Annotated in this window: 21 protein-coding genes; 7 read left to right on the forward strand and 14 right to left on the reverse strand. The window is 70.2% G+C overall.

Annotated elements, in window-relative coordinates:
• Window positions 1-181 precede the first annotated feature (181 nt).
• The 3 genes from E4J16_RS13905 to E4J16_RS13915 all read left to right on the forward strand — a co-directional run bounded on the left by E4J16_RS13905 (window position 182) and on the right by E4J16_RS13915 (window position 3502).
• Entirely contained in the window at window positions 182-1555 is a 1374-nt protein-coding gene (locus E4J16_RS13905; RefSeq protein ID WP_136191887.1) for a DUF4032 domain-containing protein, read from the forward strand.
• A 54-nt stretch (window positions 1556-1609) separates the two neighbouring features.
• Entirely contained in the window at window positions 1610-2203 is a 594-nt protein-coding gene (locus E4J16_RS13910; RefSeq protein WP_136191890.1) for a hypothetical protein, read from the forward strand.
• 72 nt (window positions 2204-2275) lie between these two features.
• Window positions 2276-3502, forward strand: coding sequence for an AGE family epimerase/isomerase (locus E4J16_RS13915; protein WP_136314355.1), 1227 nt, complete (start codon window positions 2276-2278; stop codon window positions 3500-3502).
• A 131-nt stretch (window positions 3503-3633) separates the two neighbouring features.
• Here E4J16_RS13915 and E4J16_RS13920 read toward each other — a convergent pair whose 3' ends face one another.
• Window positions 3634-4377, reverse strand: a complete 744-nt coding sequence (locus E4J16_RS13920; RefSeq protein ID WP_136314356.1) for a hypothetical protein — start codon at window positions 4375-4377, stop codon at window positions 3634-3636.
• Between the two features lie 562 nt (window positions 4378-4939).
• Here E4J16_RS13920 and E4J16_RS13925 point away from each other — a divergent pair.
• A complete protein-coding gene (locus E4J16_RS13925) occupies window positions 4940-7420 on the forward strand; it encodes an HNH endonuclease signature motif containing protein (protein ID WP_136314357.1) in 2481 nt (826 codons plus the stop codon).
• A 25-nt stretch (window positions 7421-7445) separates the two neighbouring features.
• On the opposite strand, the gene E4J16_RS13930 is transcribed toward E4J16_RS13925, so the two are convergent.
• The 4 genes from E4J16_RS13930 to ispF form a co-directional block, all read right to left on the reverse strand.
• Entirely contained in the window at window positions 7446-8687 is a 1242-nt protein-coding gene (locus E4J16_RS13930) for a hypothetical protein (RefSeq protein ID WP_136191894.1), read from the reverse strand.
• 149 nt (window positions 8688-8836) lie between these two features.
• Window positions 8837-9832, reverse strand: coding sequence for a 23S rRNA (guanosine(2251)-2'-O)-methyltransferase RlmB (gene rlmB, locus E4J16_RS13935; RefSeq protein WP_136191895.1), 996 nt, complete (start codon window positions 9830-9832; stop codon window positions 8837-8839).
• A 91-nt stretch (window positions 9833-9923) separates the two neighbouring features.
• Window positions 9924-11447, reverse strand: a complete 1524-nt coding sequence (gene cysS, locus E4J16_RS13940; RefSeq protein ID WP_136314358.1) for a cysteine--tRNA ligase — start codon at window positions 11445-11447, stop codon at window positions 9924-9926.
• A gap of 31 nt (window positions 11448-11478) precedes the next feature.
• Window positions 11479-12081 carry a 2-C-methyl-D-erythritol 2,4-cyclodiphosphate synthase gene (gene ispF, locus E4J16_RS13945; protein ID WP_136191897.1) on the reverse strand — a complete coding sequence of 201 codons (603 nt, stop codon included), beginning with the start codon at window positions 12079-12081 and terminating at the stop codon, window positions 11479-11481.
• A 115-nt stretch (window positions 12082-12196) separates the two neighbouring features.
• On the opposite strand from ispF, the gene E4J16_RS13950 reads away from it, so the two are divergent.
• The 3 genes from E4J16_RS13950 (at window position 12197) to E4J16_RS13960 (ending at window position 15608) form a co-directional block, all read left to right on the forward strand.
• Window positions 12197-13480 carry a methyltransferase domain-containing protein gene (locus tag E4J16_RS13950; protein WP_240038174.1) on the forward strand — a complete coding sequence of 428 codons (1284 nt, stop codon included), beginning with the start codon at window positions 12197-12199 and terminating at the stop codon, window positions 13478-13480.
• Between the two features lie 109 nt (window positions 13481-13589).
• Window positions 13590-15011 carry a serpin family protein gene (locus E4J16_RS13955; RefSeq protein ID WP_136314360.1) on the forward strand — a complete coding sequence of 474 codons (1422 nt, stop codon included), beginning with the start codon at window positions 13590-13592 and terminating at the stop codon, window positions 15009-15011.
• Window positions 15012-15158: 147 nt separating this feature from the next.
• On the forward strand, window positions 15159-15608 hold the full coding sequence (locus E4J16_RS13960; RefSeq protein WP_136191900.1) for a GNAT family N-acetyltransferase: 450 nt from the start codon (window positions 15159-15161) through the stop codon (window positions 15606-15608).
• Between the two features lie 42 nt (window positions 15609-15650).
• Here E4J16_RS13960 and E4J16_RS13965 read toward each other — a convergent pair whose 3' ends face one another.
• The 9 genes from E4J16_RS13965 to E4J16_RS14005 all read right to left on the reverse strand — a co-directional run bounded on the left by E4J16_RS13965 (window position 15651) and on the right by E4J16_RS14005 (window position 23561).
• Window positions 15651-16322 carry an HAD family hydrolase gene (locus E4J16_RS13965; protein ID WP_136314361.1) on the reverse strand — a complete coding sequence of 224 codons (672 nt, stop codon included), beginning with the start codon at window positions 16320-16322 and terminating at the stop codon, window positions 15651-15653.
• Window positions 16319-16855 carry a hypothetical protein gene (locus E4J16_RS13970; RefSeq protein WP_136314362.1) on the reverse strand — a complete coding sequence of 179 codons (537 nt, stop codon included), beginning with the start codon at window positions 16853-16855 and terminating at the stop codon, window positions 16319-16321. The genes E4J16_RS13965 and E4J16_RS13970 overlap by 4 nt, the downstream gene beginning before the upstream one ends.
• Window positions 16852-17715: an HAD-IIB family hydrolase gene (locus tag E4J16_RS13975; RefSeq protein ID WP_136191903.1), complete on the reverse strand. Its 864-nt coding sequence runs from the start codon at window positions 17713-17715 to the stop codon at window positions 16852-16854. The genes E4J16_RS13970 and E4J16_RS13975 overlap by 4 nt, the downstream gene beginning before the upstream one ends.
• Window positions 17716-17851: 136 nt before the next feature.
• On the reverse strand, window positions 17852-18325 hold the full coding sequence (locus E4J16_RS13980; protein WP_136314363.1) for a transcriptional accessory protein: 474 nt from the start codon (window positions 18323-18325) through the stop codon (window positions 17852-17854).
• A 149-nt stretch (window positions 18326-18474) separates the two neighbouring features.
• Window positions 18475-19332 (reverse strand): PTS system mannose/fructose/sorbose family transporter subunit IID, encoded by an 858-nt coding sequence (locus E4J16_RS13985; RefSeq protein WP_136191905.1) that lies wholly within the window; start codon window positions 19330-19332, stop codon window positions 18475-18477.
• Between the two features lie 31 nt (window positions 19333-19363).
• On the reverse strand, window positions 19364-20215 hold the full coding sequence (locus E4J16_RS13990; protein WP_136191906.1) for a PTS mannose/fructose/sorbose transporter subunit IIC: 852 nt from the start codon (window positions 20213-20215) through the stop codon (window positions 19364-19366).
• A gap of 68 nt (window positions 20216-20283) precedes the next feature.
• On the reverse strand, window positions 20284-20778 hold the full coding sequence (locus E4J16_RS13995) for a PTS sugar transporter subunit IIB (protein WP_136314364.1): 495 nt from the start codon (window positions 20776-20778) through the stop codon (window positions 20284-20286).
• Complete coding sequence (locus E4J16_RS14000; protein ID WP_073333948.1) at window positions 20778-21230, reverse strand: PTS sugar transporter subunit IIA; 453 nt, start codon at window positions 21228-21230, stop codon at window positions 20778-20780. The genes E4J16_RS13995 and E4J16_RS14000 overlap by 1 nt, the downstream gene beginning before the upstream one ends.
• 156 nt (window positions 21231-21386) lie before the next feature.
• Window positions 21387-23561 (reverse strand): NAD(+) synthase, encoded by a 2175-nt coding sequence (locus E4J16_RS14005; RefSeq protein WP_136314365.1) that lies wholly within the window; start codon window positions 23559-23561, stop codon window positions 21387-21389.
• Window positions 23562-23665: the final 104 nt, after the last annotated feature.

The raw sequence follows: 23665 nt of genomic DNA on the forward strand, positions 1-23665 counted from the left end.
GGCCATCAGGTTGGGCCCCGTTCCTCGTGTGAGGGGCGGGGCCCGGCCGTAGGCCGACGGCGGGCGCACGAACCGCATGTATCGTTCGCCCCGATCCGATGACCACAAGGCGAGCCGTCTCGCCTGCAACGACCCGGCGCCGTCGAGGACCGATCCGCGGCGGACCTGAGAGAATGCGCACATGCCCCAGTCCATGCAGATCACCGCGGCCACGATCGACCCGGCGCTGCTCGATCTCCCGTGGGAGGTCCCGTTGGAGGAGTGGCCGGCGGAAGTGCTCGCCGCCCTCCCGCGGGGACTGTCGCGCCACATCGTTCGCTTCGTGAACCTGTCGGAGCGGGTGATCGCCGTCAAGGAGATCGGCGAGTCCGTTGCCCACCGCGAGTACGAACTGCTGCGCAACCTGCTGCGGCAGGGGGCACCCTGCGTGACGCCGACGGCGGTGATCACCGGCCGCACCGGCCTGGACGGCTCCGCCCTCAACTCGGTCCTGGTCACCGAGCACCTGTCCTACTCGCTGCCCTACCGGGCGCTGTTCAGCCAGTACATGCGGCCCGAGACCGCGACCCGGCTCATAGATGCCCTCGCGGTGCTGCTGGTGCGGCTGCACCTGCTGGGCTTCTACTGGGGGGATGTGTCCCTGTCCAACACGCTGTTCCGGCGGGATGCGGGCGCCTTCGCCGCCTACCTGGTGGACGCCGAGACCGGCGAGCTGTACCCCGACGGACTGACCGAGGGCAAGCGCCTGTATGACATCGACATCGCCCGCACGAACATCATCGGTGAGCTCATGGACCTCCAGGCGGGCGCCCTGCTGGAACCGAGCGTGGACACCATCGAGGTGGGCGACCGGATCGTCAGCCGCTACACCGAGCTGTGGGAGGTGCTGACCGCGGAGGAGACCTTCGACCTGGGCGAGCGGTGGCGCGTGCGCTCCCGCATTGAGAAGCTGAATGAGCTGGGATTCGACGTCGGCGAGCTGACCATGAAGACGGAGGCGGACGGTTCGGGCACCCGCATGATCATCCAGCCGAAGGTGGTCGACGCCGGCCACTATCACCGCCAGATCATGCGGCTGACCGGCCTGGACGTGCAGGAGCGGCAGGGGCAGCGCATGCTCAACGACCTGCAGACCTTCCGTACCGTCACCGGGCGCAAGGACGAGCCGGTCGAGCAGGTGGCGCACGCCTGGCTGGCGGAGGTGTTCGAGCCCACCATTTCCGCCGTCCCAATGGAGCTGCGCCGCAAGCTGGAGCCGGCGGAGATCTTCCACGAGGTGCTGGAGCACCGCTGGTACATGTCCGAGCAGCGGCAGCACGACGTCGCCACCGAGGAGGCGGTGGCGGACTACGTCAACACCGTCCTGCCGCAGCACTGGGATGAGCAGTCCTACTTGTCACTGGGCGACACCCAGGAGATGGAGGCCATCTTCGACGACGATGAGCCGGCCCTTGAGGACGACGCGGACTTCGCCGCACTGGACGAGGCCACGGCCAGCGCCTTCGAGCTCAATCCCATGGGCTTCACCGCCGGCATGAAGTTCAAGGGCGAGTAGCGCCGATCAGGGCGGCGACGTCGGTCAGAGTGTTGGCGTAAAGGCCAGGCGGTCATGGGATGGATTGAGGCGCAGCCCATGCGCCGCTTCGAGGTGGCGGCGCCGCCCCGAGACGCGGTGCGGCTCGTCATCGACCTGTTAAGACCACAGGGCTTCTCGCTGGAGACCTGGGACCTGGACTCGGTGCTGGCCGAGCGGGGGCCGTGGACCGGCGTGGTCCTGCGCGAGGGCAGCGAGGCCACCGCTTTCTTGGCCGACTACCTTACGGAGGTCTTTCCGTTCGTGCTCGCCCTCCCCTGGGTACGCCGCCAGCACGGACGCCTGCGTCTGGCGGTGCTGGCTCGGCCGCTCGGCGGCCGCACGGCAGCCAGCGAGCTCATCTGCTGGCACTTCTCCCTCCATTCCGGAACCTACTGGAGCCGCCCCGAGTACTTCGCCATTGACGTCATGGAGGGGCTGACGCAGCCTCTGCGCGCCGCGGGCCTACTGCTCGCCGGCCCGGCCAAGCCGAGCAGTTGGAAGACCTGGAAGACCCTGCCCACCGATCACCCGCTGCACCCCAAGCAGTGGCGCACCATCAGCAAAGCGGCCAAGCGCCGAGCTCGCCACCGCGCTGAAGGCCCATTCGGTTCGGGTGCTCACTCCTGATACACCCTATTGAAACCGACCCGTCATCCGTGCCACGCTTGGCCGAGCCCGCCCTGGGTCGAGGAGGACTCGATGACCACGCTCATGACCCGCCAACTCTTCGATGCGCAGACCTGGAGCCTGCTCGCCTTCGGCAAGCGCTCCCGCACCGAGCACGGATTCGGCTGGCTCGACGACGTCGGCAGTATCGCTGCCGAGCGCGGCGTGCAGCTGTGGATCACCGGTCGCATGACCCACTGCTTCGCCCTGGGGCATCTCATGGGTGATCCGGACTGCACCGTCCTGTCCGCGCACGGCGTCGCGTGCCTGCTGGACGGACCGTTGCGCGATGACGACACCGCGGCCTGGCTCTGTACCGTCAACCTCGACGGCACGCCCCAGCCGGGCCCGCTGCGCGCCTACGACCACAGCTTCGTCATCCTGGCCGCCGCCTCCGCCCGCATGGCTGAGGTGCCACGGGCGCAGGAGCTGCTCGACGCCGCCCTGCTCGCCTTCGACCGGCTGTGGTGGGACGAGGCGGCCGGGATGGTGGTGGATTCCCGGAACCGTGAGACCCTCGCCGTGGACGACTACCGGGGGGCCAACGCGAATATGCACACGGTCGAGGCGCTGCTGGCGGCCTACTCGGCCACCCATGACCCCCTCCATCTCCGACGCGCTGCACGCATCACCGGCCGCATCGCCCACGAGGTGGTGACCCACGCCTTCCGCCTGCCCGAGCACTTCGATGACTCCTGGAACGCCGTCCTCGACTACAACCGAGACCGTCCCACCGACGCCGTCCGCCCCTACGGGTCGAAGGTGGGGCACTGGCTGGAGTGGGCGCGACTGATGGTCCAGGTGCGCGTCGCCTGCACCGCCGTCGGGATCGGCTACGACCCGTTGCTGGACAGCCTTCCAACCGGCATGTACCGCAAGGCATTGCAGGAGGGGTGGGGAGCCGACGGCGAGCAGGGCTTCGTGTACACGGTGGACTTCGACGGTTATCCGGTGGTCCGCGAGCGCATGTCCTGGGTGCTGTGCGAGGGTATCAGCGCGGCGGAGACGCTCCGGCAGATCACCGGAGACAACTCCTACGAGCACGATATCGACACCTATGCCGCCTGGGCCCGTGAGCACCTGATCGAGGATCCCGGCCAGTGGCGTGGGGAACTCGACTCCCAGGATCGGCCGATCTCGGCCGCGTGGTCGGGCAAACCAGACATTTACCATGCACTTCAGGCAATGCTGATCGGTCGCCTGCCCATCACCCCGTCCCTCGCCGAGGGGCTGCTGCGCACCGGGGCCTCACCCGCCTGAAACCGCCGGACCGGCAACACGCAAAACACGACCTTGGGGTACGTTCCACGACCCTCGGGTGGTCGTGGAACGTACCCCAAGGTCGTGCCATAGCACCAAGGTCGTGGAACGCACCCGAGCCGCCGGACCGCTCACGCCGTCGGGCCGCCTCCAAGCCGCACGCGCACGCCGGTGAGCACTCCGGCGTCGTCGGCCGCCAGCACCAGTGCGCACAGGAAGGCGGCCATGGTGTGTGACCAGTAGGGCACCCGCATGCCCATACATGCCCTTCCCGCGGATACGTCCGGTGAACCCATCTTCTCGTGGCGCAACTCCCAGCCCGCGGCATCGGCAACCAGGGCCAGCAGGTCATCCATGGTGGAGAACGTGCCTCCAAGCCCGGTTACGGCGTGAGCGTCTTCCCGCCCCGCCACGGTGATCGTCACCGGACGCATGGCGGCCGGGCCGTGCACCGGCAGCCGCTCCGCAATGCTGGTGACGAGGGAATGATCGTAGACGACCCGCTCCGCGGGGAATCTCAACGCCAGCCCCTGGAACGTGAATGGTCCGACGTCCCGGCAGGCGGCGTAGGCGCATTCGCACACCAGGGAGATGGTGGCGGGTGTCAGCTCCCGCGACACCCCGACCTGGAACCAGCCGACGGCACCGTCATCGACGAAGTCGTCGGCTGCGCCGGACGGCCTGCCCCAGAAGCCCTCCTCAATAGTCAGACCCGCGCAGTCGGCCGGGGGCAGCAGGTGCAGACCCCGGATCGCCGCCTCGCCGACCAGGGCACCGTAGGCGGCGTCATCTGGCTCCGTGGCCGCAGCAGCAACTGCACCCTCGCGGTGTCCGAGCAGGCCGATCTCAACCCCGGGCCCAACCGTGTCGTTCATGGTTCGCAGTCTATGGATCCACTCATCGCAGCCCGGCGCGCGCCCCACGCGCCCCGGGTTAAGGGGCTCCCCCGGTTTGAGGGTGCGGGGGTGAGGGAGCTCGGGTGCGATTGTCGTGGGGGCGATGAGGTCGGTGCCGGGCTGATACGGCCGCGTCCAGGCCGACGGGGCCGTCCTCGGGCCGACCCAATGAGCCTGCCGCCAGCCCTGCGCCTGGAAGCGGGGCCATCTGCTACGCCACTTCATCGTCTGCAACGCCACTTCGGGGTTAACAACGCCAGTTAACCGTCTGCTGAAGGCCCCAGAGGTATACAGCAGAACGTTAAGTAGCGTTGTTAACGACCAACCGGCGCAGCAGACACCCCAACGCCCCGACCAGCACGCCAGCACGCCGACCAGCACGCCGCCCCTGCAAACCGGACGAGCACGTTAAGGGGGTGGAATTCGTGTCGGTGACCCGCGATACCGTGGACACATGTACGAAGGCAACGGTGCGGAGCGGCGATCCGGCAGGGCATCCCCGACGGATCGTGCAGGGCTGCCCGGCACCGGGAGAGGGTCGATGGCGAGCGTTGCCTGGGATGCCTCATACGGGGAGGCGGCGTCCTGGCCCGGAGCCGAACAGGCCTACACGGCCGGGCCCGGGGTCCTACAGGAGCCCACGGCGCTGATCGCGCACCTGGCGGAAGTACCCGCAGGCGCGGGCCTGGCGAGCCTGGTTGAGGGCATGTTGGCCGGCATACTGGTCGCCGCCACCCCCAACGGTGACGCGGCTCGCTCCGCCGCCGGGGAGACCGCAACAAACGCAGGCGCGGAGCCTGCTGCAACCACCGCACACACCGCATGCGCCGCCGACACAGCGAGCGCCGCGGGCGCTGCCACCGCGGACGCTGTGGGCATCGCCGAGCTGGCGGAAATACTGGGAATTCCGGACACCGAGGCACTGTTCAACACCATCACGAGCCCGGCCGACCGCGCCCTGGCGCAGACCTCCGCACAGCGGGGCGTGGACTGGGGCGAGGGCACCGGCATCGACCGCCTGGCCGCGCTGGGCGCGCAGGTGCTCAGCGAACTGGTGGCGGCGTGCCACCGGCTGGTCGCCTGGGCGTCGTGGTGCGAAGGCGCAGCGGCGGCGTGCCTTGCCCGTACACCGGAGATGAACCGCGGCGCAGCTCCCTGGGGTCCGGACGGGCGGCTCGAATGCCTGGTGACTAAGGAGGAGCGCCGTTTCACCACCGGCGGGGAGATCGCCTGCCGACTCGGCACCACCCGCCAGAGTGCCTGTCGGATACTGGATCGAGGCGAGGCCCTGCTGCAACCCGAGTTCGCGGCCACCGAGACCCTGCATCGGGCCGGCCTGCTGGACACGGGCAAAACCGCCCTGGTGGTGCAGCGCCTGGAGGATGCCGACGCGAGGGTGGCCAGGGCCGTGCAGGAGCAGGTCCTGCCCCGCGCATCCCGCAGGACGACGTCACAGCTGGCCAAGGACATTGACCGCGCCCTGGCCGCCTTGGACCCCGACGACGCCGACAGTCGCCGCAAGCGCAACCAGGCCCGCAGGCATGTCACGCGGCCCCGCCAGGCAGGCGAGGGCGTCCACGAAATGCGGCTGCTCCTGCCGAGCCTGGACGCGTTCCTACTGGATGCAACCCTGGACGCCGTCGCCGCCTCCGCCCGGGCAGCCGGGGATGAGCGTTCCCCGGCGCAGTTGCGGGCCGACGCCGTCGTCGGCATGACGCTTCGCACCCTGCAGTCCAGCCAGTACGCGGCATGTCGGCCACCCTTCACCACGCCCGAGCCGGCCGCGGCCAGCGGTGGGCCACCCGCACCGGCTACCGCACAGTTGCTGCCCGACGGCGTCCCCTTGGACGGGTTGCTGGCCGGCTTGAGCAGCCTCGTCGAGCCCGCCCGGCCCTGGTGGACGCCCTCCGGGGTAGATGCGGTCTTCCCGCCGCCGGGCATCACCATCAACGTAGACGTCACCGTCCCCTTGGAACAGCTGCTCCCCGACGACGCCGACCCCAACGGGGACGACCCGCCCAACGGGGACGACCCGCCCAGTGGGTATGCGGCCGGGGACAGCCGACCGACCGCAGGCGATACCGCAGCCCGGCCCACGGGCGCCGGAGGCAGACAATCCGCCGCAGCCGGCGGGCGAAGCGCGCCCGAAGCACCCACAGCCGGCGGGCTAAGTGTGCCCGAAGCACCCACAGCCGGCGGGCGAAGCGCGCCCACCGCAGGCCCCGCAGACACACCCTCGCGCAGCGGGAGCAGTGCGCCCACCGCGGTTGTGGGCGGCCACTGTCCCCTCCCCCACGGCGAGGCGGTCGCCGGCGCGGCGCCCGCAGCCGAGGTCACCATTGGGGTCAGTACGGTGCCGGTACCCGCCGCCACCGCCCGCGCCCTGGCAGCCGGTGGCGTCTGGCGCAGGCTTGTCACCGACCCGGTCTCCGGGACCGTAGTCGACGTGGGCCGCACCCACTACCGGCCCCCGGTCGCCCTGCGTGAACTCGTGCAGGCCAGGGACGGCTCCTGCACGTTCCCGGGATGCACCACCCCCGCCGCCCGTTGCGACACGGACCACATTCAACCCTGGGCCGAAGGCGGGGCCACCAGCCTGAGCAACCTCACCAGCCTGTGCCAGGCACACCACCGGCTCAAGCACACGCCCGGATGGAGCCTCAGCCGCACCGACTCCGGTGACATGACCTGGCACACTCCCAGCGGTGCTCGCTACCAGCGCAGCCCGGACGGGAGCATCACCCTGCTGGCCCACAAGATCGGTCCCCGCCAACTGCTTGTCCCCGCCCAGAAGGTCCCCGCGCACCTCACCGACGCCGTTGACGACACCATCCTGGATCGTCTCCAGCACGGCCTCGACCTCTCTGCTCAGGACGCGAACCGTCGCGGCGCTCCCCCACAGGTCACCAGCCGCGGCCCCCGCCCCGGCCGACCCGTCGGCGCCTTCGAGTCCACGCCCTACCCGCAGGCCCTGCACGACCTCGGCCTGGCCCCGCTGCTAGACGAGATTCCGCCCTTCTGACATTCCGCCCTGCTGACCGGTCGACTCAGGCCCCGAGCTCCTCGGCCACCAGCGCCATCTCCTCATCCGCCCGACGCCGCAGCTCCCGGTGCCGGGTCACGGAGGCCAGCGACACTTGAGTCACAGCCTCCGCCACCATCAACGCGCCAAAGACGATCATGCCGCGGCGCAGGTACCCGGTCCGCTCGCGCCGACGCACCGCATAGCCGATCAGCGCACTGCCGACCCCCGCCTCCAGGCCGAAACCGGCCCGCACGATCCAGGGCTTGTCGGTGACGAAGCGGACATACGACTGCCACGACGCCGATCCCGGCACCGAGGGGTCCTGCAGCATCAGCCCGACCGAACGCCCCACGGCATTCGACAGTCCACGCGGCTCATGCACCACCGCCCCGGGCGCCTCAGCAGGCGCCAGCCGCCCAGTGAGCACCATCGCCACCCAGTCCGGAAGGCCGAGCGCATCCACCAGGGCCACCAGTCCGTCCAACCCGGGCGTGGAGAAGGCCTCCGCCACCGCCTCAGCGTCAGCACCCGGCACCGTGTCTGCCACACGGGAGACATCCGTGGAGTCCGTCAGCAGCTCCTCCACGAGCTTGCGCAACGCCGGCCCGGGCTCCGCCACGCCGCCCCACACGTACCTTGAGGTCATGCCCCAGGAGAAGACGGCGTCGTCCTCACTCTCCCCAGTGGTGACCGCGCGCACGGCGATGTCACGCGTATCCACGCTCAGCACCAGGGCGGGCAGGGACTCCTCATCCCAGCCGAAGGTGCCCAGCTCGTTGCCCTCACCGGCATACATGACGATGCGCCGGTCCAGCGCGGGCAGGGAAATGACGGCGAGCGGGCGCTCCAGCAGCGTCGCCTGCAACGGCACCATGTATGCGCTCAACGGCGAGACGACCACGGTGCGGGACGCATCCGGGGACTGCGCCGCCACATCCGGCAGCGCGACGTCGTCGGGCAGGGCATTGAAGGAGGCGGGGCCGATGGTGACATCCCCGGAGAACTCGCGCGCGAGGGACTCCACCAGCTCACTGATACGAATTCCGCCCATCACACCGCCGCGCGACGGCGGCGTCACGGCCACGCGCCCATCAGCGTCGGCCAGCAGGGTCAAGGACAGCAGGTGGGGGGTCTCCGGGTACCACTCGAGGCGGGCGACGACGCGATCCTCCTCCAACCGCGCGGCGACCGCGTCCGGCTGGGTTCCGGGCACCACGAGCACGCCCTCGGTGCGGTTCCAGCGCTGTGCGGGGTCCTGAGCCATGAAGGCCTCCTAGTCGAATGGTGACGACCGTCGTCCGCCGGCCCGTCCGCACGACGGGCGGGGACACGACCATTGTGTCAGCATAGAGCCTCCCGGTCAGCCCCGGGAGGCCCCGATAGTCACCGGCAGTCCGGCTGAGCCGCGACGAGCTACGCGCCCGCAGCCGCTCGACGACGCAGCCGATCAACCTCATACAGGGCGATACCGGTGGCCACGGCGGCGTTGAGGGACTCCACCGTTCCGGCGATCGGAATGGAGACCAGCAGGTCGCAGGTCTCCCGGACAAGCCGCGACAACCCGCTGCCCTCGGCACCCGTGACCACCACCAGCGGGGCATCCGCCAGGTTCAGCTCCTCCACCGCCGTGGTGGCCCGCCCGTCCAGGCCGACGACGAAGCACCCCTCCCGCTTCAGGGCCTGCAGGCTGCGCACCAGGTTGGTCTCCCGGGCCACCGGCACCCGCGCGGCGGCGCCGGCGGACACCTTCCAGGCGGCGGCGTTGACACCCGCGGAGCGGCGCTCGGGCACGATCACGCCGTCGGCGCCGAAGGCCCCGGCCGAGCGCAGCACAGCACCGAGATTATGCGGGTCGGTCACCTGGTCCAGCGCCACCAGCAGCGGGGTGTGCCCGGCCTCGCGGGCGCGATCCAGCAGGTCGCGGGCGAGCACGTACTCGTAGGCGGGCACCTCAATGGCCACCCCCTGGTGGGCGGCGCCGTCGGTGAGCGCCTCCAGGTCCAGCCTGGTGGCCTCCACCACCGGCGCACCGACCAGTGCCGCCCGGCGTACGACGGCGTTCAGGCGGTCATCGTCCTGCGCCGAGGAGGCCATGAACACGCGCGTGATGGGCACCCGCGCGCGGGCCGCCTCCGCCACCGCGTTGCGGCCGCAGATGATCTCGTGGTCCCCGGGGACGCCGAAGCGCCGCTTGGCGTCCTCCAGGCGCCCGGCGTGGGTCGGCTGGGCGGCACGCGACTCGGCAAGTGCCTTGGCGCGCGCCTTCGGATGACCGACGCGGTCTTCGGCCTTGGGCGTGGGGCCCTTCCCCTCCAGGCCGCGGCGGCGCACACCACCGGAGCCCTTGAGTGGGGCCTTCTTCTTGCCGGACCTGCGCATGGCGCCGTGCCGCTGGTCGTTTCCTGCCATCGTGGACTTCCTATTCTGCTGCGGCCAGTGGCCGGGGTTACGGAAAGTGGGTTTGCTAGGCGTCGGGCGCCGCCTGAGCCGGAAACCCGGCTCAGGCCAGGTGCCAGCGAGCCCCGGCGGCGCTGTCCTCGACGACGACGCCCGCCGCCGTCAGCTCCGCGCGCAGCGCATCGGCCCTGGCCCAGTCCTTCGCGGCGCGGGCCTGGGCGCGCTGCTCCAGCAGTCCGGCCACGAGCCGGTCCAGGGCGCGCACGGCGGCGTCGTCCGTGCCACCGCCCGCACCGAGCACCCGACCCCGCCAGGACTCGGCGAGCGGATCGAGGCCGAGCACATCCAGCTGAGCGCGCAGGTCCAGGGCCGCATCCGCGACGGTGGTGGCGTCGGAGGTGGACTCGGCCAGGGCGGTGTTGAGCCGCTTGAGGGTGGCGTGGACTACCGCCATGGCGCCGGCGAGGTTGAGGTCCTCATCCATGGCCGCGACGTACTGCTCGGGCAGGGCCCGCGCACGCACCGCCGCGGCGGGGGCGTCGACCGGGCCGGGGCCGCCGTCGCCGGGGGCGGTGACCTCCCGGGCGCGCATGACCGCCCCGGACAAGCGCTCCCACAGACCGGCGGCGTCGGCGAGGGTCTCCTCGGAGAACTCCACGGTGGAGCGGTGGTGGACGGTGCCCAGCGCCAGGCGCAGCACCGCCGGGTCGTAGCGGTTGAGCAGCTCGGACACCACCAGGGAGTTGCCCAGCGACTTGCTCATCTTCTCGCCCTTGATGGTCACCCAGGCGTTGTGCACCCAGTGGCGGGCGAAGCCCCAGCCGGCACCGTGGGAATGGGCCTGCTCGTTCTCGTGGTGCGGGAAGCGCAGGTCAATGCCGCCGCCGTGAATGTCGAAGCACTCCCCCAGGTAGCGTCGGCTCATGGCCGAGCACTCCAGGTGCCAGCCGGGCCGGCCCCTGCCCCAGGGGGCGTCCCAGGCGGCGTCGGCCGGCTCGGTGGGCTTGGCGGCCTTCCACAGGGCGAAGTCGCGCGGGTCGCGCTTGTCGGCCTCCACGTCGGCGTCCAGCTGGGAGTCGTCCTCAGTGGTGGCCAGGTCGTCGACGCTCTGGTTGGTCAGCGAGCCGTAGTCCGGTAGGGAACGCACTTCGAAGTAGACGTTGCCGGTCTCGCCGGTGTAGGCGTGCCCGGCGTCGAGCAGTCGCTGGACCAGGTCGATCATCTCGGGGATGTGGCCGGTGGCGCGCGGCTCATAGGTGGGCGGCTGCACGCCGAGGGCCTGGTAGGCGGCGTCGAACTCCCGCTCATGCCGCTGCGCCCAGGCCCACCAGGGCACCGGCGGGGTGGCGGCAGCCGACTTGGTCAGGATCTTGTCGTCGATATCGGTGACATTGCGGATCAGGACCACGTTCTGCCCGCAGCGTGTCAGCCACCGGCGCAGCACGTCGAAGGCGATGGCGCTGCGCATGTGCCCGATGTGCGGTGAGCCCTGCACCGTGGCCCCACACAGGTAGATCGTCACCGTGCCGGGCGTAACGGTGGGCGCCAGGGGCACGACTGCGCGGGCAGCCGTGTCGTACAGGCGCAGGTTCAGCGCAGGGCGCGCGTCATTCACGGAGGTGCTCACCCCCGCAGCCTAACGGGTGCGGCAAACCTCGCTACGCCTGCGGCACCGGCCAGACCAGGGCGGTGGCGACTGCCGCCAGACCCACCTCACGCCCCAGGAAGCCCAGCTGGTCCGTCGTCGTCGCGGAGAATGCGACGGCGGCGCCGGCGGCCGCGCTCAGGGCGGCGGTCGCCTCCTCCATGCGGTCCGCCACGCGCGGGCGAGCACCGATCAGCTGAACGGCGATGTTCCCGATCTCAAAGCCGGCCTCGCGCACACGCTTGGCCGTCTCCGTCAGCAGCGCCGCGCCGGAAGCGTCCTTCCACTCCGGCTCGTCGGTGCCGAAGTTGGCGCCCAGGTCCCCCAGCCCGGCGGCGGACAGCAGGGCGTCGCAGCAGGCGTGCGCGACGACGTCGCCGTCGGAGTGCCCCTCCAGGCCGACCTCATCGGGCCAGTTCAGGCAGGCCAGGTTCAGCGGAGTGTCGGAGTCGGCGGCGGCGAAGGCGTGTACATCGGTGCCGATGCCGGTGCGGGGCGTCCACTGGGCGATCTGCGCGCGATAGGCGGCGACGTCGGCCTCGGTGAACGTGGCGGTGCCGGCCGAGTGGCGGGCGGTGCGCTGCGTGGTGGCGTCGGTCTCGGGTTCATCACTCATGCGGGACAGTCTGCCGTATATCTCCTCGTTACTCCTACAACCTACCGTTCCCCCGCGCGTCGGCGGCGGACGCAACCGCCTTGACGACGCGGCCCGGAGCCGGACAATTCGGCCTGTGGCTCACGCACGTACGCACAGCAGCGCGCCGACCGCACAAGCGCCGTCGGCGGCCTCACTGTGCGCGCTGCACGAGGACGCCACCTGCCGTTCCTGCCCACACTTGTCGACCCCGCTGCCCGCCCAACTGGCGCACAAGCAGGCCCGAATCGCCGCACTGCTGGCCGACGGCGCCAACCCCGTGCCGGCCGACGCCTGGCAGGAGCCGGCCGCGAGCGCCCCGGCGCGCTTCCGCAACAAGGCGAAGATGGTGGTCTCCGGCACGGCCGCCGCCCCGGTACTGGGCGTGCTGGGGAGCGGCGGCCGCGGCGTCGACCTGCGCGAATGCCCCCTGCACATGCCGCAGATCGAGGCCGCACTGCCCGTGCTCGCGCGCACCATAACCGCGCTCGGCCTGACGCCCTACGACGTGCCGGCGCGCCGGGGAGAGCTGAAGCACCTGCTGGTGACGGCCTCCCCGGACGGAGACCTGATGGTGCGCTTCGTGCTGCGCAGCCGTCGGCACGTGGAGGACCTGCGCACCGCCCTGCCCGGGCTGCAACATGACCTGCCGACGCTGGCTGTGCTCAGCGCCAACATTCAACCGGTGCACCAGGCGATCATCGAGGGGCCGGAGGAGGTCGTGCTCACCGACACCGACCGCCTACTCATGCGGCTGCGGCTGCCGGCACCGGCCGACGGCGGGGCGCGCGCCCCCGTGGCGGGTGCGGCGCGGGCGGGCGCACGCGAGCTGCCGCTGTACCTGCCCACGCGCTCCTTCTTCCAGACCAATACCGCCATTGCCGAGCAGCTGTACGCGACCGCCCGCGCCTGGGCCGACGCCGACACCGGGACGGCCGGGCGCCCGCAGCGGGTGTGGGACCTGTTCTGCGGCGTCGGCGGCTTCGCCCTGGCACTGGCCGGACCGGGGCGAGCCGTGCGGGGCGTGGAGGTGTCGGCGGCGGCTATAGACGGCGCCCGGGCCGCGGCCCGCCTGATGAAGCTGCCGGCGGAGTCGGCGCGCTTCGAGGCCGGCGACGCCTCCGTGCTGGATCCGGGCGCCGGGCCCGCACCGGATCTGCTCGTGGTCAACCCGCCGCGGCGCGGTATCGGGGCGGAGCTGGCCGGCCGCATCGAGGCCTCGGGGGCGGAGCGGGTGCTGTACTCCTCCTGCAACCCGGGGAGCCTGGTGGCGGACCTGGCGCGGATGCCGTCCCTGCGGGTGCGCCGGGCCCGCCTGTTCGACATGTTCCCCCACACCGACCACGCCGAGGTCCTCGTCTCCCTCCGCCGAGATCGGTAGAAGTTACGTACCGAGATCGGTAGAAGTTACGTACCGAGGTCGGTAGATATGGCGCGCCCGGACATATCTACCCCTGGCATAGTGCCGCCCTGCCACATACCCTCGTGGCATGGTGAGTAATGACGCTGCCTCACGCCTATCCGCCAGAGCACGCCCAGCCGTCTCCGACCGGTCGACCCCGGAGCGACCTCGGGGCCTGTCCCGCCGCCGGGCGTTGACCCTTCCGCCCGCCATCGCCGCACTGGTGACCCTGGGCGGCTGCGGCATACTCGGGAGCTCCGCGCAGGCACAGGCCTACGACACCGATGCCACCCACCGCGAGGTCCCCCTGGAAGACGTTCCCGGCGCGCCGGACGCCGCGGCCGCCTGCGCCGCCCTGAGCGAGTCCCTGCTGCGCTTCCGCCTGGGCGAAGAGCCCGGGGGCAACGTCCTGAACTGCCCGGTGGGTACGGCACTCGCCGTCGCCCTCCTGTACGCCGGCTCCGCATCCCCCGCCGACGGCGTCGATGCCCTGCTCGGAGTGGCTACCGACGCCGGTGCAGGCGCCGACGCGGACCATGTCCGCGATCTGACCTGGTCGGCACTACAGAATGCCCTGCTGTCCAAAGATCCCAGCGATGCGCAGCTCGACAACTTCAACCCCGAGCAGATCCCGGACACCCCACTGCTGCACATCGCCAACCGGGTGCTGCTGGTCGGCGACAACCCGGCAGTGGAGCAGTCCTACCTGGACGCCGCCCGCCAGTGGTATGCGGCCACCACCGAACACGCCAACCGCCGCCGCGCCAAGGCGGCCCTTGACGCCTGGGCGAAGCGCCACACCGGCGGGCTGATCGAGTCCTCCGGCATCGAGATCACCGAGAACACGCGGCTGGTGCTGCAAAACGCCCTGCTGTTCGCCGCCGGGTGGGCATCGCCCTTCACCGCCGATGACACCACCGGCGATGACTTCACCCTTTCCGATGGTACGACCGCCACCGCCCAGTTCATGCACGACAAGCGGCTCCTCCCCTACACGCAGGGCGAGGGCTGGCGGGCCGTGCGCCTGCAGTACGCCGAGGGCAGCGGCAGCACCGTGATGGACGTGATCCTGCCGGACTCCGGCACCACCCCGGCACAGCTGCCCGAGGGCACTTGGACCGCCGCCTCCGCGGCACTCGACGCCGTCGCCTATGAACAGCGCCGTGAGGTCCGGTTGGCCCTGCCCACCCTCGACCTGCAGCCGGGCGCCGTGGATCTGCTCGCCTTCCTGGAGGCGCAGGGCATCACGCTGGACTCCCTGGAGCACATCGGCGAGGACCTGGTCGTCGACCAGGCGGTGCAGCAGGTCCGGCTTATCGTCAAGGAGGAGGGCACGGTGGCCGGGGCACTCACCGAAGTCAGCGTGACCGAGTTGGCCGCGGCACCCGAGGAGGATGAATCGATCACGTTCACCGTCGACCACCCGTACGTGGTACGCGTCTTCGACCAGCTCACCGGCCTGGTGCTGATCGAGGGCATTGTCATGGACCCGAGCCCGCAGGGACAGTGACGCGGCGACGACGACGCAGCGACCATGGCGCCGCGGCACCCGGGCCCGCACGTTCACGAACCCGGTAATGCGGCAGCATGTCCCCAATGCGGCGGGCCCAACCGTTACGCTCTTCCCGAAGTCATCCCCACCCGAGCAGGAGAAGTAATGAGCGTCGACGTCGTCACCCAGTCCACCCCTGAGCTTGTCGAGGCGATGGAGCGCCTCATCCCCCAGCTCTCCCGCAGCGCCCCCGCCCTGACCGCCGAGCAGTGCGAGGCACTAGTCGCTCAGCCGGGCGTGTACCTGTTCGTCTTCCGTCCCGACACCCCCCAGGCCGACGGCTCCACCCCCATCCTGGGGATGCTGACCCTGGCGACCTTCACCATCCCCACCGGGCTGCGAGCCTGGGTGGAGGACGTCGTCGTCGACGGCGATGCCCGCGGCCAGGGCGCCGGCCAGGCCCTGGTGGAGGCCGCCGTCGAGTACGCGCAGTCGCTGGGCGCCCGCACCGTCGACCTCACCTCGCGCCCGAGCCGCGAGGCCGCCAACCGCCTGTACCGGCGGGCCGGCTTCGCGCTGCGTGAGACGAACGTCTACCGCTTCTCCGGCGAGTGACCGCAGCGGGGCCCGGCGGTCACCGGGCCCCGCGACCCGCCATCAGGGCTCGGCCCACAGCAGCAGGTGCGGCGTGACGGCCTTCAGCTCCGGGACGACGACGAGCCCGGGGTCGGCAGGGAAGTGCTTGCGCCCGCCGATCTGGATCACCCGCAGGTCGTTGGAGCGGGCGGAGGCCGCGCCGGTGGCGGAGTCCTCGACGACGACGCACTGGTCCTCGCTCAGTCCCAGCAGGCGCATGCCGGCGGCGTAGGGGGCACGGTCCGGTTTGCCGGGCAGACCGTCATCGCCGGTGACGGCGCCGACGAAGACGTCACCCAGCGCATGCGCCACCGCCTCCACGATTGGGCGGGGCGACTGGGTGACGATGACCTGCGCCAGCCCGACCTCCAGCAGGGTCTGGGTGATCTCCCGGGCGCCCGGCACCAGCGGCGGCGAGGCCTTGACGGCGGCTTCGACGTCGGCGGCCATGCCGGTGAAGATCGCCTCGGCCTCAGGGGCGTCGGGCGTCGGGGCGGCCCCGGTGGCGGCGATCAGCTCGCGGGTGCGGCGGATGGAGGCGCCCTCCAGGGCGGCGACTTGCGCCTCGGTGACGGCGCCGCCCGCGGCCTCACAGCGGCGTCGGAAGGATTCATCCCAGAAGGGCTGGGAGTTGATGAGGGTGCCGTCCATGTCCCACAGGACGCCGCGGACGTAGCGGCCGACGTCGCTCACCGCCTGCTCCCGCTGCCTCCGGAGCCGCGGCCGCCCCGCCCGCCGTTCTTACCGCGGGGGCGCTTGCGCTGGGCCCGCTCGGCGCGCTTGGCGAGCTTGTCCTGCTCGGCCTGCGCCCACTCGATGCGCCCGACCAGCCACTCGCGCGTCTCCCGGGTGAGCATCTTGTTGTCCTCCAGCAGGCCGCCGGCCCGCAGCCTGGTGAAGTCCAGGTACTCGGCGTTGCCGGTGCGCTCGTACTGGCGCGCGGCCTCACGCAGATCGGAAGTGTCGCGGGCCACCTGCCGCTCGATCATCTGCCGCCCCAGCAGCAGGAAGATCGCCAGCACCAGAGCCACAATGCTGCCGTACCCCTTGGTCGGCGCGTACAGCAGCGCCGCCAGGACGGACAGCCCGACGGCGGGCCCCATCATCCCGTACGTGTACCCCTCGGGGCGGCCGTCATGGCCGCGGACCCAGGCGCGGAGCTTGGCGCGCCCGTCCGGGTCGCCGCCGTTGAACCAGTCGCGCACCCTGCCAACAACGCCGCTCATCGCTCCTCCTCTACGACCGGGCGTGCAGCGGCGTCGGCGGCGTCACGCTCAGCATCGGCAGCGGCCCCAGTGCCCGCGCCCAGCAGCTCGTCGACGAGCTCGGCCATCGAGCCCACCGACCGCTCACAGGCGGCAACGACGTCGGGCGGCGACCAGGGCAGGCAGATGGCATGGTCGGCGACGGTGTGCATGGGGATGTCGTTCCAGGAGTCGCCCACGCTCCAGGTTTCGATGCGCTCGCCGGCCAGGGGGCCATCGGCGTCAGTGAGGGCGGCTACCAGGTCACTCAATCCGGCGCCCTTGGTGGCCCCGGCGGGGATCACGTCAAGGAACTCCTGGTTGCGCACCACCTCGATCTGGTCCGACCAGCGGGCGCTGAGGTCGGTGGCGATGCGCTCGCGCACGGCGTCGTCGCGCACGCGCATGGGCACGCCGATGAACCGGTGACTGGGCATCTCCTCCAGGCTCATCGGCAGGAAGATCTCCAGGATCGGGGAGGTCTCATGGTAGGTGTCGGACACGATGTGGTCCGCCTCCATGGTGGTTCCGAACACGGTCAGCCCGTCGATGCCCTGAAGGTATTCGGCGATCTCGTGCGCGACGCCGTCGGGCAGGTAGCGGGCGGACAGGACCCGGTAGTCGCCGTCGATCAGCACCGCGCCGGTGAAGGTGACGGCGTAGTCGAAGCTCATGCCGACGGCCGTGAGGGTGTTGCGGGTGGCGAATACGGACTTGCCGGTGTCCACCACGAGCAGGTTGCCGGCCTCCCGCCAGCGCCGCATGGCGGCCAGGTCCGCGTCTGAGACGCGCCGGTCGAACAGGACCGTGCCGTCCAGGTCGGTCGCGATGAGTTGACGCACGTACTTCTCCTGCCGGGTGACGGTATGTGCTGGGTTACAGCTTACTGACTGCAAGCCGGAAGCGGGACGGGAGCCGAAGGCGAATTGATACGGCCGCTAGGGCCGGGCAGCCGGTTGAGGAACCGTCGGCGACCGCTCAGCCGAAGAGGACGCGGATGAGAGCCGCGACCAGCAACGCGGCACCACCGGCGGCCTCGATGAAGCCCCAGTACTGCACCGGGATCCAGAACATGGTGTGGCGGTTGCGCAGCGCCCGGCCGATGCGGTCACGCTCCTGAGACACCAATCGGTCGACCTGCTGCTGCGCCTCACCGGCGCTGCGCGGAGCGGGCACCCCGGGTGCCGCCTGGAAGGCGCCGACTTGTATCCTCCCGTACATCTCCTGCTCGTAGGCGCGCAGATGATTCTCCAGCCGGTCGTCCGGGCGCGTGACGTTGATCCGCAGCCCCACGAACCGGCCGACGACGCCGAAGATCAGGAATCCGATACCCATGCAGAGCATGGTCACCGACTCCTCCTCAGAGAAGGCCGCCGCCACGGCGGCACCGCCACCACCACCCAGGACCAGGAACAATGCGGCGAGCACGCCACCGCCACTCCAAACGATCATGCGGCCACAGTAGCCAAACAGACCCGATGATCACAATCCGGCTACATACGAGGCGTCGAGGTCGGTCGAAGCCTCGCAACTTCGACCGACCTCGACGGTAACAACAACCGATCTCGGTGGTTATATCAACCGATCTCGGTGGATGGGGGCTATAGGCCGAGCCAGCCGGTCCAGGCACCGAGGATGCCGATGACGAACATGCCCAGAATGATCCACAGGGCATTGATCTTCTTGTTCAGCAGCCACATGCACACGAAGGTCAGCCCCAGAGCGGCCACACCGGGCAGCAACTGATCGAGGATGTTCTGCAAGGTGGTCTCGGTGACGGTGCCGTCGTCGGCGGTCACCGAGGAGATCACCCCGGGGAAGTTGATCGTCGTCCATTTGGCCACCAGGGCGCCCATGACGAACAGACCGGTGATGGCGGCGATCTGGGTGATGCGCTTGAGCTGGCCGCCACCGACCTCCGTCACCATCGCGGTACCGCGCTCATAACCCCACTTCAGGCCGTACCAGCGCACCAGGATGCGGATGATGTTGATCCCGAAGAAGTAGACCAGCGGGCCGAGCCAGGAGCCGGTCAGCGCCAGAGACGCACCCAGTGCGCCGAGCACGGGCCGTACAGTGCCCCAGAAGATGGGGTCGCCGACGCCGGCGAGCGGGCCCATGAGGCCGACCTTGACGTTGGTGATCGTGTCATCGCCGATGTCCTCACCCTTGGCGCGCTGCTCCTCCATGGCGGCGGTGACACCGAAGACCACCGAGGAGATCCAGGGGTGGGTGTTGTAGAACTCCAGGTGGCGCTTGAGCGCCGCCGCCTGCTCGGTCTTATTGGAGGGGTAGAACTTCCGGATCGCCGGCATGAGCGTGATGCAGAACCCCATGGCCTGCATACGCTCGAAGTTGAACGAGCCCAGCAGGAACGTGGAGCGCCAGTACATGCTCCGCAGATCGCGGTCGGTGAGCATGCGCTCGCGCGCGGGCGCGGCGTCGATTTCAGTGGACATGGTTGTTTTCCTTCCCTGTTCCTAGCCGCGGTCAGTCGAGCTCGTCATCGAGATCGTCATCCAGGTCGTCACCCGGCCCGCCGGCGCCTGCGGCAACGGGGGCTGAGCGCGGCAGCTGGACCGACTCGTGGAAGTCCGGGTTGAGCTGTACGTAGATGAATGCCAGGCAGATACCCATGATGCCCAGGGCGACCAGGGTGATGCCGGTGTCCAGGGTGGTCATGGACTGGGCCACGATGAAGCCGATGAAGAAGAAGGGCATCAGCTTGCGCGCGCGCATCATGTTGATGACCATGGCGTAACCGACGACCACGATGAAGCCACCGGCGATCTGCAGGCCCTCGGTGACGACGTCGGGAATCAGGGCCAGGGCCCGCTGCACGGCATCGCCCGAGGCCACTACCGCGACTGCGGCGGTGGGAACGGCCACGCGCAGACCCTGCAGGGACAATGCGATGAAGTGCATGATCTGAATGCCCCGCATATTGCCGTCCTCCGCGAAGCGGTCGGCCTGGTGGGCGAAGAACACGTTGACGGTACGCACGAAGATGGTCAGCGCCTGGCCGGCAACGGCCAGCGGGACGGCGACGGCGATCGCCTCCTCGTGCGACTGTCCGCCGGCAATGGCGATGACGGTGGAGACGGTGGAGGCCAGCGCGGCGTCGGGCGCCATGGCGGCACCGACGTTCATCCAGCCGAGGCTCACCAGCTCCAGGCTGCCGCCGACCATGATGCCGGTTGTCGGGTCGCCCAGGGCGAGGCCGGTGAGGGTGCAGGCGACGATGGGTCGATAGAACATGCGTTCGTCCAGAACGGAGTCGCAACCGGCGAGGAAGGCCACGAGGGTCACGAGGATGATCTGGACAGCACCAATGTCATGCATGAGAGTGCTTCCTGGTGGGGATGGACAACGGTAGGGGACGGGTTGAGCGTGCGGACAGCCGCCTGCGGTCAGTCGATGAAGCCCTTGGACTTCAGCGACTCCATCAGGCCGGCGCGCCCGGAGGAGGGCACCTGCTGGATGTACTGGCTGATGCCGCGGGAGTCGATCTCCTGGAAGTTCTTGACGTCCTCGTCGGAGACGTAGACGGCCTGGGACAGGGCCTTGGTGCCCTGCTTGAAGGTCATGCCGCCGACGTTGACCTCATCGGCCTGGATGCCCAGGTCGAGCAGGCGCACGATGTCTGCCGGGGTCTCGACGACGATGACGGCCTTGAGGCTGTCGTACTTGGGGTTCTTGTACACGCGGGCGGCCTTGGCGACGGTCAGCACATGGACCTTGACCTTGCCGCCGCCGGTCTGGAGCATGAGCGTCTTGCGCAGCTCGTCATTGGCGGCGCCGTCGGAGACGGCAAGGATGGCCTCGGCCCCCAGGGAGCCGGCCCAGTTGTTGGCGACCTGGCCGTGGACCAGGCGGGAATCGATGCGCAGGAGCTTGATGTCCATCAGAGCTCGTCTCCTTCGTCGTCGTCGGAATCGGTGGTGGTGGGTGGGGTGAAGATCTCGGACAGGACCTTGACGCCGCCGGCGCCGGAGGTCTTGGCGACCTCGACCAGCTCGGTCAGGTCGCCGCCGGCCAGGCGGCGGCCGAGGACCTCGATGAGCATGGGCAGGTTCACCCCGGTGACGACGTCGGCGTCCTCACGGGCGGCGGCGAAGCGGGCGGCGGCGTTGTAGGGGCTGCCGCCGAGCAGATCCACGAGGATGAGGTACTGCCCCGAGGCGGAGGACTCGACGGCGTCGGCGTACTTCGCCAAGAGGTCGTCCGGTCCTTCGCCGGGGTCGAAGCTGATGGGGACGACGTCGTCCTGCGGGCCGGCGATCATGGCGGCGGAGTTGAGCAACCCCTCCGCCAAATGACCGTGGGCCGCGACGATCACTGCAACTGATGACTGCAACGGCGGGCTCCTGCCAGTGGCGCACCGTCGGGGAACGGTGCTGATCGAACAATGGGGTCATGACCACGTCGCCATGCCCCAGCACGGTCAGCGTATGCCAAATCGTTTGGACTGGCGACAGATTATGACGAAGCACACAGTAGCACGATGCGTGTCTCAGATCTCCGGAACGTTGCGCTCGATTTCCGCGATCCACGGGCCGGCGTCGGCGTCGGAGGGCATGCGCCAGTCGCCGCGCGGGGACAGGGTGCCGCCGGCCACCACTTTGGGGCCGTTGGGCAGCGTCGAGCGCTTGAACTGGTTGGAGAAGAAGCGCCGGAAGAAGACCAGCTCCCATTTGCGGATGTCGGCGAGGGAGTAGGCGACCTTCTCCTCCTCGGGCAGGCCGGCCGGCCACTGCCCCACACTCGGATCGGCCCAGGCCTTCTCCGCCAGGAAGGCGATACGGGAAGGGCGTGCGCCGTGACGCAGCACGTGCCACAGAGTGAAGTCCTGCAGGGCGTAAGGACCGATGCGCGCCTGGGTGGACTGGATGGGTTCGCCGTCGTCGGCCGGCACCAGCTCGGGGCTGATCTCGGTGTTCAGCACCGCGAGCAGCACCTGGCCGGCCTGGTCGGAGAACAGCTTCTCGGCCACCACCCAGCGGATCAGGTGCTGGATGAGGGTCTTGGGCACGCCCGCATTGACGCCGTAGTGGGCCATCTGATCGCCCACTCCGAAGGTGCACCAGCCCAGGGCCAGCTCGGACAGGTCGCCGGTGCCAAGCACAATCCCGCCGCGGGCGCCGGCGATGCGGAACAGGAAGTCGGTGCGCAGCCCGGCCTGCACGTTCTCAAAGGTCACGTCGTAGACCCCGCGGCCGCGCTCGCCCCGCCCGTAGGGGTGGTCCATCGTCTTGAGCATCTGCTCGGCGACGGGACGGATGTCCAGCTCCTCCACATGGCAGCCGAGCGCGGTGGCCAGGGCGAGGGCATTGTGCTTCGTGGCAGCGGAGGTGGCGAAGCCGGGCATGGTGATGGCGTGAATATCGGTGCGCGGGCGGCCGAGCCGGTCCATGGCGCGGGCGGCGACGATCAGGGCGTGGGTGGAGTCCAGCCCGCCGGAGACGCCGATGATGAGCTTGGGGTTGCCGATGGCCCGCAGCCGCTGCACCAGGGCGGCCACCTGAATGTTGTAGGCCTCGTAGCAGTCCTGGGCCAGACGGTCGGGGTCGTTGGGCACGAAGGGGAAGCGGTCGACGGCGCGCCGCAGCCCGATGTCCGTGCGCGGCACCGCGAGCGCGGCCCGTGGAATGACCACCGTCCTGAAGGCCTGCGGATCCGTGGACGCGGCTCCGCTGCCCGCCGCACCGGTGAGGACGCGGCGGTTGTCGTCGAAGGTGCCCTGGCGCAGCCGCTCGGCGCGCAGCCCCTCGATGTCGACGTCGACGACGGTGGCGCGCGGCCCGTCCGGGAAGCGGTCGGTCCGCCCCAGCAGGGCGCCGTTCTCATAGACGAAGGTCTGGCCGTCCCAGGCCAGGTCGGTGGAGGACTCGCCGGCCCCGGCGGCGGCGTACACGTAGGCGGCCAGGCCCCGGGCGGAGGAGGCGCGGGCCAGCAGGCGGCGCTGCTCGGCCCGGCCGACGGTGACCGGGGAGCCGGAGAGGTTGACCAGCACGGTGGCGCCGGCCAGGGCGGCGACGGAGGATGGCGGCACCGGGACCCACATGTCTTCGCACACCTCTACGTGGAAGATGAGCCCGGGCACGTCCTCGACGTCGAACAGCAGGTTCGACCCGAGCGGCACGCTCGCGCCGTCGGGCTCGGGGCCGACTTCGGGCAGGCGGATGAGGGCGGGCAGGGGACCGGCGCCGGAGGCGAAGTGCCGGCCCTCGTAGAACTCCCGATAGCTGGGCACGTACGACTTGGGGGCGACGCCGCGCACGCGCCCGCCCTGAATGACGAGGGCGCAGTTGAGCAGCCGCTCCCCCACCCGCAGGGGGGCGCCGACGACGATTGCGGGCAGCAGCTCGGCGCTGGCGGCACGGATGGTCTCCACGGCCGCCAGCACGTTGCGCAGCAGCAGGTCGTCCAGCAGCAGGTCGTCAATGGAGTAGCCGGTCAGGGTGAGCTCGGGGAAGGCGGCGATGGCGACGCCGTCGTCGGACAGCGACCGGGCCTGGGCGACGACGGCCGCCGCATTGGCCGCGGGGTCGCCGAGGGCCACCGGCAGGGTCACTGCGGCGACGCGCGCGAAGCCCTGGTCGTAGGCGGAGTGGAAGACGAGGTCGGGACGCGCGTTGGCGCGAGGGTCGGCCGGGCCAGTACTGTCGGGGCGCTCCGGGTTGCTCATGGCCCGATCCTGGCACAGTGTCGGCCGACACCCCTTGTCAAATCGTTTTGCTCACCGTAGTGTCTCCTGGTAACCGGGTGTGTATCGCCCGGTTACCCATCCCA

Origin of the sequence: Actinomyces procaprae (assembly GCF_004798665.1) — a bacterium.
GTDB classification, from domain to species: domain Bacteria; phylum Actinomycetota; class Actinomycetes; order Actinomycetales; family Actinomycetaceae; genus Actinomyces; species Actinomyces procaprae.